Here is a 13636-nt window from a genome sequence, read left to right on the forward strand (position 1 = left end):
AAAATGCAATATATGGTTGTTTATCTGAAAAGGCAACGGAGGTGATGCATGCGCTCGCTTTATCGGAAAACGCTGTACAGCAGCTGGCCCTTGCCGGCCAACCTGCATTCGGACGCAACCTCGGACGCCCCGCCGCCGCCGGTCGGAGTGTTCACGATCCTCAACGGCTTCGACATACCCATCTATCTCAGCTCCATGCTCTCGCCCGCAAGCAAGAGCTACGTCGCTCCGGGGGATCCCGGGCAGCTGGCCTTCATTCAGGATGACGTCTGCATCCTGCAGGCAGCGCAGACGGGCTCCTATATGTGCTCGATCATAATGCAAACTGACGGCGAGATCGTCCCCGCCAACTACATGCTGCTGACTTCGCCTAATGACATTGGCCCGGTGCCGCAGCCCACAGCAAGCATGCTCGTGCCGCCCGATTCCCCGCGTGTGCTGGTGGGATGCTCCACGCTTGCAGACGGCAAGACCGTCCTGCGCGAACAATTCTGGGATCGGCAGGGGGATTCCTGCACCCTGGCGCCCGGCGAGAAAAAGACGATCACCACCACGGTGACGACAGGCCGGCAGGAGACTTCCACCCACGAAAGCACCTTGGCAGCGAGCCTCGGCATGAACGCGAACGTCGGTTTCGGCCCGTTCTCGGCAAGCGTGTCGTCGAGCCTGAGCATGACCTCGCGCTCTTTCCAGCAGGTGACCGTGAGCGAGCAGAACACCGCCTATTTCGCCGACGAGCTGACCAATCCCTATACCGATCAGGCCTGCCTGGTGCTGCGCTGGCAACTGACCGACGTGATCACCATCTTCCAGCCCGACGGCCCACCCTGCGGCTCCGTCATCATCGGCGAAAGCCCGATCATAACGGAAATATATGGGATCAATGATCTGCCGAAGACGCTGCCGAGGTTCGAGCTTGCGGATGAGGATTATGCGCTGATTGCCCATTGAGGGGGCACAGGGCGGGGTTGTCCCCGCGGCTCTGATAGTTGCGCTTTCCAGATGCCGCTCTTGAATTGGTCGGGCGACCTCTGCTAGGCGTCATCCTGGCTTTGAAGGCCGGACAGGATCCAGCGGGGACCAGCGAAGTGGCGCCAAAGGCAGTGACGCTGATAGACGTTGCGCGCGCCGCGAACGTGTCGCGCGCGACCGCCGCCCGCGCATTGAACGGTTACGGCTATGTCGGCGGAGACGCGGCAGAGCGGGTGCTGGCAGCGGCTGATCGGCTCGGCTATCGCAGCAATCGCGTGGCGCAAGCCTTGCGGCGAGGGCAGTTGCCGCTCATCGGTTTCATGCCGGGCGACATCCAGAACCCGTTTTTTGCCCGGATCGCTCATGATGTCGATGTCGATCTGCGCGCCTTTCGCCACAACCTGCTGATCGCCAGCAGCGAAGAGGATCCGGAGCAGGAGGTGGAACTGCTCGAAAGCCTGAGGTCCCTCAATGTGCGCGGCTTCATCGTCGCGCCGACCTCGGCCGACAACAAGGAGCACCTGGTCGGGCTGGTCCGGGACGGAACGCCCCTCGTCCTCATCGACCGCGCCTTGCCGCAGGTTGCCTGTGACAGCGTCACCGTCGACAATGAAGGCGGAGCCCGCGAGGCCGTGAGCTATCTGATCGCCAACGGCCATCGCCGCATCGGTCTCATCCAGGACGATTCCCGCATCACGACCGCCCGCGGCCGTCTCGCCGGCTATATCCAGGCGCTGCAGAGCCATGGCATCGAGGTGGACGAATCGCTGATCATCGTATCGCGATCGACGGTGGAATATGCGATCGATGCCACCATCCGGCTGTTCAGCCGGCCGTCGCGCCCGACAGCGGTCTTCACCGTCGACAGCCTCATGACCCAGGGAGCGCTTCTCGGGCTGCGCTCGATGGGCCTTGCCGTGCCGCATGCCGTTTCCCTGGTCGGCTTCGACGACTTCAACCTCGCCACTTTCACCGACCCGCAGATCACCGTCGTGGCGCAGCCGATCGCGCAGATCGGCCCGCTCGCGGTGAAGCTGCTGATGCAGCGGATCAACGGCAGTCGCGAGCCGCCGCACAGGGAGCAGTTCCCGACGCGCCTGGTCGTGCGCGGCTCCGTCTCCCGGCCGTCCCGTACGCCGGGGCGCTGATCCGCTCGCGCCTCTCCTGGTCTGTCCGGGACAGGCTCTCCCAACATCAGGTGAAATTTCTGCAAGAAGAGGCTTGCCATGCCGGCCGGACCATGCATTAATCCGCGTGTGAGATCGGTCTCTCATCACTCCCGAGGGGCGGCCGGTCTTTCTTTTGATCTTCGTGTGAGATCGATATCACATTTTCGAACTGGCGACTGCATGCCGGCGCGCCGCAGTCTGCCGCCTGAAGTGGGGGACGTGTGCGTGCTTACTACTGACAGACAAGGGACTCGAATGTTGAACTTTGACCAAGCCCGCTTCCTGAAGATCCAGACGGGCGCCGTTGCGATTGCAGACTGGATCCGCCCGCTGATGCGCGAACTGCTCGATGCCGGGATCGAGCGGCTTTACTTCATGGGCACCGGCGGCGTGCAGCTCCTGACCTTTCCCGCGATCGAGCTCGCCGCCCGCCATACGACCTTTCCGGTATCGGCCTGCTTCCCGGCCCAGGTGATCCTCGATCCGCCGGCCGGCCTCGACGAAAAGGCGCTGGTGGTGATGCCGTCATTGTCGGGCACGACCAAGGAGAGCGTCGCGCTTCTGCCCTTCCTCAAGGAACGCGGCGTGCGCCTGTTGACGCTCACCGGCCATGCCGACACGCCGCTCGCTCAGCAGGCCGATCACACCTATACCAACTTCGCCGAAGACGACACGTCGTCGGAGTCCTTCTACCTGCAGACCATGATCATCGTCCTGGCGCTGCTCGCCGAAACAGGCAGGATCGCGAATTTCGACGCGATCGTTTCCGAGCTGAAGAGGCTGCCGGGGCTGCTGGCGGAGGCCAAGGCCGCCTATGAAGACGAGGCGGCGAAGCTCGCCCAGTCCATCAAGGACGAGCCATACCATATCTTCACCGGCGCCGGCTCGGTCTGGCCGGAGGCGCATTATTACGGCATGTGCATCCTGGAAGAAATGCAGTGGATCCGCACGCGCCCCGTTCATGCCGCCGATTTCTTCCACGGCACGCTGGAACTGGTCGAGCCGGGCGTCAGCGTCTTCCTGTTCAAGGGCGAGGATGCGCTGCGGCCGCTCGGCGAGCGGGTCGAGCGCTTCGTCCATCGCTATACGGACAAGGTCTGGATCCTCGATTCCGCATCCGTCGCGCTTCCCGGCATTTCGCCGCAGGTCCGCGGCCTGATCTCGCCGGTCGTCCTCGCCACCCTGCTGGAGCGGCTGAGCGCCCATCTCGAGGTGCTGCGCCAGCACCCGCTGACCACCCGCCGCTATTACAAGCGGGTCGAGTACTGAGCCTTGCGGCGAGCCTCTTCGCCGCTTCGCACCGGCGGATGGCGGTCGGAAGGACGCCGCGATCTGCCGCACGATCAACAAGCAAAAGGGGAATGAAACATGCAACGGTCCATCCACTCCACTGCTGCGATGATCGCGGCAGTATCGGTCATCTCGATTTCCTGGGGAGCCTTCCCGGCAACGGCCTCTGCGGCCGGCGATGCGCCGGTTGCCGATCCGGCCGCCAAGGTCGACTACAGCGGCAAGCTGACGATCCTGACCAAGTTCGGCCTGCAGCTGCTTTCCCCCTATTTCGTCAATGTCGCCAAGGCCTATGAGGCGCAGCATCCCGGCGTGAAGATCGAGCTCATCCAGGAGAATGACGACAGCATCAAGGGCAAGACCAAGACGCTGGTCGCCTCGAACTCGCTGCCGGACATTTATTTCTCCTGGACGGGAACCTGGGGCGAGAACTTCATTCGCGGCAATCGCGCCGTCGATCTGTCCAAGGTCATCGGGCCGGAGACCGAATGGGGCAAGACGCTGAGCCCGGCCGCCGTGAAAGCCTTTTCGTATAACGGCAAGTATTTCGGTGTGCCGCTTTATCTCGATGCGAAATTCATGGGCTACAACAAGAAGATGTTCGCCGATCTTGGCATCGAGCCGCCGAAGGATTTCGACGCGCTGTTGAAGGCGTGCGATGCGCTGAAGGGTTCGGGCGTCGTTCCGATCGCGATCGGCAACAAGGAATCCTGGCCGCTCGTCCATTATCTCGGGCAGTTGCTGGCCTATAACGTGCCGACCGAGACGCTGGAGCGCGATTTCAACCCGAAGACGGCGACCTTCGACGATCCCGGCTATATCGCAGCACTCGGGCAGTACCGCTCGCTTCAGGAGCGCTGCGCCGGCGGCGCCCAGGTCAACGGCCTCTCCTACCAGACCGCACTCCAGTCGATGAGCGACAGGAAGGCGGCCATGTACTACCAGGAGATCATCGAGTTCGATCAGGCGGCGACCAAGGAAACGGCCCTGAAGCCGGAGGAGTTCGGCTTTTTCAAGCTGCCGGCTCCGAGTGATGGCAAGGGCTCGGCCACCGCGCTCGAAGGCGCGCCCGAGGGTTACATGGTCAATGCCAAGGCGAAGAACGTTCCCCTGGCGATCGACTTCCTGAAATTCCTCACCAGCCAGGAAAACGGCAGGACGCTGTCGGCGCCGCCCTATGGCCAGCCGAGCGCCGTGATCGGCGGCGCGGATAAGACCAGGATCAATCCCAATGTCGCCGAAGGCATGGAGGAGATCGCCAAGGCAAGTTACCTCATGCCGTGGCTCGATACGGTCAACCATCCGCGTGTCGCCGCTGCCTGGCTTTCCGGCCTGCAAGCCTTCGCCGGCGGCTCAATGTCGGCGGAAGATCTTCTCGCCTCCGTTCGCAAAGCCGCCGCGGCTGCCGCCGGGCAATGACGATGGCGAGCGTGACGGCAACCCCGACAAGGAACGGTGCCGCCCTCAGCGGCGCCGTCTCCAAGCGCAGGAGACGGCTGCGGCCCGGCCTGCTGCAGCAGCTGGCGGCGTTGCGCTGGGGCATCGTGGCGCTGATCATCGTCGGCTGGTTCGTCTATTATCCGATCGTCGACAACCTCTTTGTCAGCACGACCACCCAGGATATCTTCACCGGCGAGGTCGATTATGTCGGGCTCGACAATTATCGCCGGCTGCTGGACGATCCGGTCGTCTGGCGGGCGCTGACCAACAACGGCCTCTATGCCGTGCTCTCCGTCGTCTTCCAGGTCTTCGCCGCCTTCGTGCTTGCCGCCATCATCGAGGGGCTGAGGAGCCGCGCCTGGCGGAATTTCTGGCGGGCCGTCTATTTCATTCCCTCGGCAATCTCCACCACGGTCACCGGCCTGCTGTTCTATTTCATCTACCAGCCCGATATCGGCCTTCTCGACGCCCTGCTGCATCTGCTCGGGCTGCAGAACCTGTCTTACACCTGGCTGGGTGACGAGCGCACGGCGATCTACGCGATCATCGCGATGAGCCAGTGGCAGGGCTTCGGCTATTCCACACTGCTCTTCACCATCGCCATCCAGAAGATCCCGCGCGAACTCTACGATGCCGCCACGGTCGATGGGGCCGGACCGCTCCGCCAGCTCTTCTGCATCACCTTTCCGCTCACCCGCGAAATGACCGGCATGATGATCATCGTCACCATTGCCGGCGCCTTCCAGGTTTTCAACGAAGTCATGGTGATGACCGGCGGCGGGCCGAACAATTCGAGCCAGGTGCTCGGGACATGGCTCTACGAGCAGGGCTTCAACCAAAACGACATGGGCTATGCGGCCGCAATCGGCGTCGTCATCTTCCTCGCCACGCTGACGACAGGCCTGCTCCAGCTCTGGTACACCAAGCGGCGGAGGGTGGAGGCATGAGCGCGGTGGTCATTCCTGCGGGCGCGCCGCTGCGCAATCCCTGGCTGGTCATCGGCAAGGGCGTGCTGATGGCGCTGCTGGTGGCGGCGGGCATTCTCGTCGTCTACCCGCTGATCTGGATGGCGCTCGGCGGCTTCAAGTCGAACAGCCAGATCTTCAGCGATCCCTTCGCGCTTCCCGACCGCTGGTCCTTCGACAACTACGTCGCGGCCTGGAACCAGGGTGTGCGCAATTTCCTGTTCTCAAGCCTGCTGGTGACCGTCGTTTCCACAATCACCACGGTGTTCATCAGTGCCTGGACCGCCTATGGCCTGACCCGGACGCAGATGTTCGGCAAGCCTGTGATCGTCGGCTTCGTGCTCGGCGGCATGATGCTCAGCCCGACGGTCGCGCTGGTGCCGCTCGTGCAGATGATGCAGAGCCTTGGCCTCTACAATACGCATTGGGCGCTGATCATTCTTTACACGGCCTTCCGCGTGCCCTTCACAACCTTCCTGATCCGCGCCTATATGCTCGACCTGCCGCGCGATCTCGACGAGGCGGCCATGATCGATGGCGCCAGCGAAGGGCAGATCTTCCGCAAGATCATGCTGCCGCTCTGCCGGTCGATCATCGTCTCCTGCATCATCCTGCACATCCTGTTTGCCTGGAACGAATATATCTTCGCGATGATCTTCACCAACCAGATCGACGTGCAGACCCTGCCCGTCGGCCTGACCTCGCTGATGGCCAAGCATGGCACCAATTTCGCCGAGGTCTTCGCCGCCATGACCATCTCGGCGCTGCCGATCGTCGTCATCTTCTTCTTCACCCAGCGTTATTTCATCCGCGGCCTCACCGAAGGCATCGGCAAGTGATTTCATGAGGAAACCGGAAGTGCCAAAACTCTCGGCCAGGCAGCTGATCGGCGCCAATCTCAGCTTTCAGCACTATCCCTTCGAAAAGGTCGCGGAAATCATCCGCGGCTTCGGCGTCGCCCAAATCGAACCCTGGGGGATCGCGCCCTATCTCCAGCCGGCAGGGGAGGTGGCGTGATGGCGGCGATGCGGCTGATTGCGGTTGGCGATAACTGCCTGGACGTTTACCTCAACAAGAACAGCATGGCTGTCGGCGGCAATGCGCTGAATGTGGCGGCGCAATGGCATCGGCAAGGCTGCGATGCCCGCTATTTCGGCGTTGTCGGCAAGGATGCCGAGGGCGACGTGATCGCCAGGGCGATCGAAGCCGTCGGTCTGCCTCGGGCGGACCTCGAGCGGCGGGACGGCGCCACCGCCGTCACTCTGCTGCTGGAGCAGGATGGAGACCGCAGGTTCCTGCTTGAGGATCTCGGGGTCGGGCGCAATTACGTTCCGTCTCCGGAGCGCTATGCGGCACTCAGGCGGGCCGATTGGGTTCACCTCGGCACCAATTCCAGCGCCGAGCTCATCGAGCGGCTGATCGAGGATCGCATTCGCTTCAGCATAGACGTCTCGACGGCGCACCAGTCACTGGATCTCAAGGGCGTGCCGCTGGTCTTCGCATCCGGGCCGGATGAGCCGCATGTGCCGGTCGAGCCCGTCATAGGAACGTTGAAGGATCGTGGCGCCGCGAGGATCGTCCTGACCTGCGGCCGGCGCGGCGCCTTCTTTGACGACGGTGCGGAGCTTGTCCATGTGCCGGCGCAAGCAGTCGATGTAATCGATACCTGCGGCGCCGGCGACAGTTTCATCGCCAGCTTTGTTGTCGCGCATCTTCTGAAAGGCATGCATGCCGAGGCGGCCATGCGCCTCGCAACCGATGCGGCCGCCCGGACCTGTCTGCACGAAGGCGGCTTCCCGCAGAGGCTCGCTGCCATTCCGCCATGGCTCCTGCGGAAATATGCAGACGAAATCTCTGCAGCGGAGGGCTGACATCATGCGCTACACCTTGAGACCGCCGGTCCTGGCGCGTGGCCCGGACCGCTCCTTCTGGCTCCAGGACGCCGGTGCCGCCCCCGTCACCATGCCGCTCGAGGGCGATCAGGCCGCTGATGTCGCGATCGTCGGCGGCGGCTATACCGGCCTGTGGACGGCGCTGCGCCTGAAGGAGCAGGATCCCGGGCTGAAGATCGTCCTGCTCGAGGCGGATTGCTGCGGAGCAGGGGCATCCGGCCGCAATGGCGGCCAGGTCCACTCCTGGTTTGCCGAAATTGATCTTCTCGCCGAGGTGGTGGGAGAGACGGAGGCGCTTTCGCTCTGCCGGGCGACCGCCGATGCGATCGCCGAGCTGGAGGCCCTGCAGGCAAGCGGCGCGATCGACATGAATCTCAGGCTGGACGGATGGCTGTGGACGGCAAGCGCCAGGGCACAGGAAGGCGCATGGCAGAAGGCGCTTGAGATGGTGGAGGCCCAGGGCGAAGCGCGCTTCAGCCGGCTCGATGCCGGCGAGATTGCCCGCCGCACCGGCTCTCGCGCCTCCTACATGGGCATTGCCGAGATGCGGGCAGGAACGGTGCAGCCGGCAAAGCTCGCCGCGGGCCTGCGCCGGCTCGCTCTCGCGCGCCATGTGATCATCCACGAAAAGACGCCAGTCACCGCAATCGAGCCCGGGGCCGTCGCCACCCTGCACACGCCGCAGGGACGCCTTCGCGCCGGCCGCGTCGTGCTGGCGGCGAATGCCTGGCTGGCATCCATTCCCGAGCTCCTGCGCTACATCTATGTGGTCGAAAGCCAGATCGTCGCCACGCAACCAGTGCCGGATCTGCTTCAGCGCCTGGGGTGGACGGGCGGCGAATCGATCTGCGACGCGCAGGCGCATGTGCTCTATTACCAGCGGACGCCGGAGGGGCGGGTCATCTTCGGCCGCGGCAGCGGCAAGATCGCCTACGGCGATCGGATCGGTCCCTCCTTCAATCGCGGTACGGAAAAGGGCGCTGACAACAGGCGCGAGCTGGACCGGGTCTATCCCGAACTGGGAACAGTGAAGATCGAGCACGACTGGTCGGGCCCGATCGACTGCACCGCAGATCACCTGCCGATCTTCGGCCATCTCACCGACCAGCCCAATATCTTCTTCGGCATCGGCTTCAACGGCACCGGCATCGCCCAGACGCCTGTGGCCGGCCGCATCCTCGCGAGTCTGGTGCTCGGCCGGGATGATCAATGGAGCCGCAGCGGTCTTGTCGGACTTGGCAAGCGCAAGAGGCTGCCGCCGGAGCCGATCCGCTATCTCGGCGCCAGGCTCGTCCGCAAGGCGATCCGCCTTCGCAACGATGCCGAAATCGAGAACCGGAAGGTCAATCCGATTGTCCGCTACATCTCCGAATTGAAGCCCGGCCGCTGACGCGTGGTGTTGCGACTGCCATGAGGCCGCCGCGGAAAACGAGCACGGGAAGACGCGTCGCCGGCGTGGCTTGAGCTCGCAGCGCGACCTTCAAGATGAGTGTCGGTCTTTTCCGTCGAGCCGGAGGAAACGCCGCTCTGGCCGGATCTGATGCGGCGCAATTTCGAGCTCGGCCGCGGCACCGTCATCCGCACGGAGAATTTCGAGGAATGGCTGCGCTCGACCCAGTCGCGCAGCGGCAAGATCGGCTACCGCGCCTTGGAGACGGATCTTTCCGACGGTCGCTGACTGTGGTTGACCGAGGCGGTGCAGAAGAACGGCTGGATGCCCTGCATCGCCAGCGACATCACCGGTCTGCGGGCGCATGGCCGCACTGTCCGGCAGGACAAGTGATGGTCGTAAATGTTCGGTGGAAGCGGGTCGGCTATGGACGAGGTGCCGCATTGACAGCCGTATCCGCCAGTCCGGCTTGTGGAGGCAACCGGACCGGACATCCTCTCCGAACGTTGCAGGCGACATACTAATGATGGCCGCTGGTTTCCGCCGGCATGATGGCGGAGAGGCTCGACGTCAGGCGCAGGCAGCGCGGCGAGTTTTGGAGCTGGGCCTCCGGGAGATGACGTAGAGGGGGGATGTTTCGGGCGTGGGGATAATGTCGAGCGCTCGCACGAGGACACATCATCACACGGGGTGATTGCTCTTCGGGTAAGTTTCGCAAGACCGGGTTTTGTGTACAACTTAAAACTTCAGCTTTGCTGTGCACACGGGAGCTGGTACGAAACTCGAACATTGTATTTCTTGTTGCAGGTACGTGACTTGACAATAATATCGGTATTCCACGCTTGGTCACTCGCGATTGCTCGCACGGTCAGCGAAAAACCTTCGAAGTACGTGGATCTCGCTCCAACCGATCAAGCCGATGAACACGGTATTTACTCTGACGCCCTGATGGAAGCCGCCACCAGCGCCAATGTCTCGAATATCGCGCTGACGGGACCCTACGGATCAGGAAAAAGCAGTATTATCAAGGCTTTCCGGCGGAAGTACAGGAAGCCGGTCCTCCAAATATCGCTTGCAGCCTTTTTACCTGAAGCCGACGGCTCCGTAACGACCAACGAGACCAATGGACGAACTCCCCAAAAGGGTAACGTCAGCAAACAGGAAATTGAGCGGAGCATCCTGCAGCAGATGCTTTACGGCGCAGATGCTAACAGCCTGCCGCTTTCGCGCTTCAAACGGATTCAGACGCCCAAATGGTGGTCTAAATTCACCTCACTTTTCATCATGGCCGGGCTATTTTCTTGCTGGCACATATTCAGGAAGCGAGATGACCTATTAAGCGGTAAGTTCTTCAAACCTTTTGACATCACCAATTGGTTTAATTTCGCCACCATTACGGTCGGATTTTTTTTCGTCTGGCTCGCCTTCCACCAGATATATATCAAAAGTCTCGGACTGTCGCTTAAAAGTATATCTCTAAAAGATATCGAGATAACGCCGGAAGTGGCAAAGGAAGAATCGATCCTCAATAGGCATTTGGACGAGATAATATATTTCTTTCAGGCCACGAAGTATGACCTTGTTATTATTGAAGACCTAGATCGCTTCAATAACCCTGAGATTTTTGTAACGCTTCGCGAAATCAACAGCCTGGTAAACGCCAATGCTGGCGTTAAGAGACAGATACGTTTCCTATATGCCCTTCGCGACAATATGTTCGTAAATACAGATAGAACTAAATTCTTCGAATTCATTATCCCCGTTATACCGATCATCAACAGCTCGAATTCGATCGACAAAGTTATCGAACAGGGTCAGCGCCTTTCATTGGACGAAAGGCTGGACAGGCAGTTCCTGCGTGAGGTGTCACGTTATCTAGACGACTTGAGGCTGATCCATAACATCTTCAATGAGTACACCGTATACGTCGCAAACTTGGAAACTGACGGCGAGAACATTCTCAATGCAAATAAGCTCCTCGCGATTCTGATCTATAAAAACGTGCTCCCGAGCGATTTCGAGGACCTGCATCGCGAGAAGGGGAAACTTGCAGAGATCCTCAGCCGGCATGATTCATTTGTCGTCAGCGCCGAAGCGGGGTACAAGGCACAGATATCGGAATTGGAGCGGCAAATCAGCGACGCTGAAAAGCTTGTGCCAGCCGACCTGGAAGAGCTTCGCAAAATTTACGCTATGGCCCTGATCGCGAAACTTCCGCAGGATTTCACCTACATCATGGTAAACGGCAATGAAAGCATCCCGCTTTCCGGGCTCACCACGCATCCAGACTTCGAACAAATCATTCAGCAGGATCAAATCACAGTAAGGCATCCAGCCTACAACAACAGGCAAAATGTCAATATCCGCGGGTTCCAAAAAACCGTAAACGAGCGAACAACGTACCAAGATCGAAAGGCTCAAGTTGAGTTTAAGTCAGCTGAATACAGGGATTCAGCGGTGAAAACTATTCGAGACTTAAGGACGAAAATATCCACGCTTCGTACTGCAAAATTCAACGAGTTAATTCGTACGAATGCAGGAAACATCGAAGAGTTATTTGCTGCATTCGGAGAAAACAGCAACCTTGTAAGGTTTCTGGTGATCGAAGGGTTCCTGGACGATACATACTACCAGTATACTTCGCTCTTTCACCGGGGCCGGCTTTCGCCCTCCGATAATAAATTTCTCATTCAGATCCGAAGCTTCAACAATCCAGAACCAGATTTCCAGATCGATAACCCGACGGAAGTCATTGCTGCTATGCGTGAAGATGATTTCCGCCAGCAATTCGTCCTCAATAAAACGTTGGTCGATTGTATGTTCAGCCATCAAGGCGATTATCGAACCCAGATCGCAAAACTTGTTGATTTTATCTCGTCGAACTTTGCCGAATGCGCGGCCTTCTTTTCAACCTATTACCAAATCGGAAAATGTAATACGGAGCTCCTGACAAGTCTCGTTCATCGGTGGCCGGGCTTTGTTGCAACTGCAATCGCGGCTCCGGACGGCGTTCTTCACGTCGCGCGGATGATAACGCATCTACCCGAGAAGGTGCTTGAATCGGTATCTCGCAAGGCCACAGGATTACCTGATTTTTTGGCGGCGAACCTTGAGCAGATTTTGGCTCTTCGGATCGATTTCGATCCTCGTCGATTGACTAAATTTCAGTTCGAGACGGGAGACCTGAAAGGCATTGCACCTTACCCGGCTGTAGCCCGACTGCTTAGCGATCACGGCCTGTACAAGATCACCGTCGAGAACCTCGATTTCATATTTCGCGAGGTGTTGGGCTCGAGCGCCACAGGGGATCTGCAAACTAAGCACTACTCAACCGTGTTGCGATCGGGTTACGTCCCATTGGTCGAGAAGGTTCATAACGACTTTGATCGCTACCTCAAAAACGTGCTGCTACAAGCTAGCAACACCGAGGAGGACGTTTCTGCGATCATCGACGTCATCAACCACGATGAAATTGGAGCGGAATATCTGGAACAGTTCCTTGGCCAACAAAGAACGAAGCTACTCAGGCTCGCGGAAGTTCCAGGTCGACTTCGATCGCCAGTGTTTAGGACACGCAAGATTGAAGCATCGTGGGAAAATTGTCTTACATACATGTCGAGTGACGACTTTGATGCGCAAACACTCACTAACTATCTTCAACATCCCGAAGTTCGGTCGGCACTTTCGCCGGTCATCATCGACGATCAGAAGGAAACCCTTCCCCTCCGTCAGTTCCTGATCGGTAATAGTGATTTCGATGCCGATACCTATCGGGCTTATCTTGGAGCCTTGCCGAAGCAAATCGGTCAGTTTTCTGAGAATGTGGGCGCAGACAAATTGTGTATTCTTATTGAGGAGCAGGCGATCACTTTTTCTGAAAAGGCATTCTCGTTTTTAGCAGGTAACGATGAACTGCAGGTTCTGTTTGTAGCGAAGAACATTGACCACTATCTCGCCAACGAAGACAAATTCTCGGTGGACGACGACTTTCGTGAAAGGCTTCTAGCGTCGAACTTTGGCGACGATCGGAAGCTCAAAATCATAGATAAGATGGACCTGACGTCACTGGCGAAATCTTCCCACCGTGCCTCGATCGTCGGCCGGATATTCTATCGCTCCAATGCGGATGTGAGCCACCTGACACCGGAAGCTGCGTACGCAGTGGTCATAAACGCGGCACCAAGCGTCGTCCAAATCTCATTGTTCAATAAATGCCAGAGACTGATGTCAGACGAGCAGGTAAAAGCGGCAATTCGGGAGTTGCCAAAACCATATTCTGAAATTGAGCCAGGATGGCGGCAGCCGACAATACCGAGGACTCCAGAAAATGAGGAGTTCGTGCGCTGGTTGGAGTCGCGCTCAATCATTTCCTCTTCGAAGTTCACCTACTTCACGGAGGAAATTCGCATCTTCAATTTTAGGAAATAGCTCCGTGACTAATGCGGCTTGAGCTGAAAGCGGGCGCGTGCCGTGTCATCGTCACCCGACGCCGCTTGCAAGCGCTCCGATTTCTCGTGC

General features: G+C 59.3%; 10 protein-coding genes and 2 pseudogenes. All 12 read left to right on the forward strand.

Annotated features, from left to right (window positions below; translation table 11 throughout):
* Window positions 1–48: 48 nt before the first annotated feature.
* The 12 genes and pseudogenes from NL154_RS26375 to NL154_RS26430 all read left to right on the forward strand — a co-directional run bounded on the left by NL154_RS26375 (window position 49) and on the right by NL154_RS26430 (window position 13546).
* A complete protein-coding gene (locus NL154_RS26375) occupies window positions 49–951 on the forward strand; it encodes a hypothetical protein (protein WP_221157961.1) in 903 nt (300 codons plus the stop codon).
* A 137-nt stretch (window positions 952–1088) separates the two neighbouring features.
* The gene (locus NL154_RS26380) at window positions 1089–2120 is read left to right on the forward strand and encodes a LacI family DNA-binding transcriptional regulator (protein WP_210632211.1); all 1032 of its coding nucleotides are present in this window, start codon (window positions 1089–1091) and stop codon (window positions 2118–2120) included.
* A gap of 276 nt (window positions 2121–2396) precedes the next feature.
* On the forward strand, window positions 2397–3410 hold the full coding sequence (locus tag NL154_RS26385) for an SIS domain-containing protein (RefSeq protein WP_434734516.1): 1014 nt from the start codon (window positions 2397–2399) through the stop codon (window positions 3408–3410).
* Window positions 3411–3509: 99 nt separating this feature from the next.
* A complete protein-coding gene (locus NL154_RS26390) occupies window positions 3510–4850 on the forward strand; it encodes an ABC transporter substrate-binding protein (RefSeq protein WP_434734517.1) in 1341 nt (446 codons plus the stop codon).
* Window positions 4847–5818, forward strand: a complete 972-nt coding sequence (locus NL154_RS26395) for a carbohydrate ABC transporter permease (RefSeq protein WP_434734518.1) — start codon at window positions 4847–4849, stop codon at window positions 5816–5818. The genes NL154_RS26390 and NL154_RS26395 overlap by 4 nt, the downstream gene beginning before the upstream one ends.
* Window positions 5815–6675 carry a carbohydrate ABC transporter permease gene (locus tag NL154_RS26400; protein WP_434734519.1) on the forward strand — a complete coding sequence of 287 codons (861 nt, stop codon included), beginning with the start codon at window positions 5815–5817 and terminating at the stop codon, window positions 6673–6675. Before NL154_RS26395 ends, NL154_RS26400 begins: the two co-directional genes overlap by 4 nt.
* A 19-nt stretch (window positions 6676–6694) precedes the next feature.
* The gene (locus NL154_RS26405; RefSeq protein ID WP_434734520.1) at window positions 6695–6853 is read left to right on the forward strand and encodes a hypothetical protein; all 159 of its coding nucleotides are present in this window, start codon (window positions 6695–6697) and stop codon (window positions 6851–6853) included.
* Window positions 6853–7707 carry a PfkB family carbohydrate kinase gene (locus NL154_RS26410; protein ID WP_434734521.1) on the forward strand — a complete coding sequence of 285 codons (855 nt, stop codon included), beginning with the start codon at window positions 6853–6855 and terminating at the stop codon, window positions 7705–7707. Before NL154_RS26405 ends, NL154_RS26410 begins: the two co-directional genes overlap by 1 nt.
* A gap of 1 nt (window position 7708) precedes the next feature.
* A complete protein-coding gene (locus NL154_RS26415; protein WP_434734529.1) occupies window positions 7709–9118 on the forward strand; it encodes an NAD(P)/FAD-dependent oxidoreductase in 1410 nt (469 codons plus the stop codon).
* 99 nt (window positions 9119–9217) lie between these two features.
* Window positions 9218–9508, forward strand: a pseudogene (locus tag NL154_RS26420) (GGDEF domain-containing protein); the annotation flags it as partial.
* 140 nt (window positions 9509–9648) lie between these two features.
* A pseudogene (locus NL154_RS26425) lies at window positions 9649–9771 on the forward strand (helix-turn-helix domain-containing protein); the annotation flags it as partial.
* A gap of 136 nt (window positions 9772–9907) precedes the next feature.
* Entirely contained in the window at window positions 9908–13546 is a 3639-nt protein-coding gene (locus NL154_RS26430) for an ATP-binding protein (RefSeq protein WP_434734522.1), read from the forward strand.
* The last annotated feature ends 90 nt before the right edge of the window (window positions 13547–13636 follow it).

The sequence above is a fragment of the Rhizobium sp. YTUHZ044 genome (assembly GCF_051123975.1).
Lineage (GTDB): Bacteria > Pseudomonadota > Alphaproteobacteria > Rhizobiales > Rhizobiaceae > Rhizobium.

Excerpts from the sequence above, each read along its gene's own strand:
- NL154_RS26375 (WP_221157961.1), top strand. The coding sequence starts at position 49 with ATGCGCTCGCTTTATCGGAAAACGCTGTACAGCAGCTGGCCCTTGCCG.
- NL154_RS26390 (WP_434734517.1), top strand. The coding sequence starts at position 3,510 with ATGCAACGGTCCATCCACTCCACTGCTGCGATGATCGCGGCAGTATCG.
- NL154_RS26400 (WP_434734519.1), top strand. The coding sequence starts at position 5,815 with ATGAGCGCGGTGGTCATTCCTGCGGGCGCGCCGCTGCGCAATCCCTGG.
- NL154_RS26395 (WP_434734518.1), top strand. The coding sequence starts at position 4,847 with ATGACGATGGCGAGCGTGACGGCAACCCCGACAAGGAACGGTGCCGCC.
- NL154_RS26385 (WP_434734516.1), top strand. The coding sequence starts at position 2,397 with ATGTTGAACTTTGACCAAGCCCGCTTCCTGAAGATCCAGACGGGCGCC.
- NL154_RS26410 (WP_434734521.1), top strand. The coding sequence starts at position 6,853 with ATGGCGGCGATGCGGCTGATTGCGGTTGGCGATAACTGCCTGGACGTT.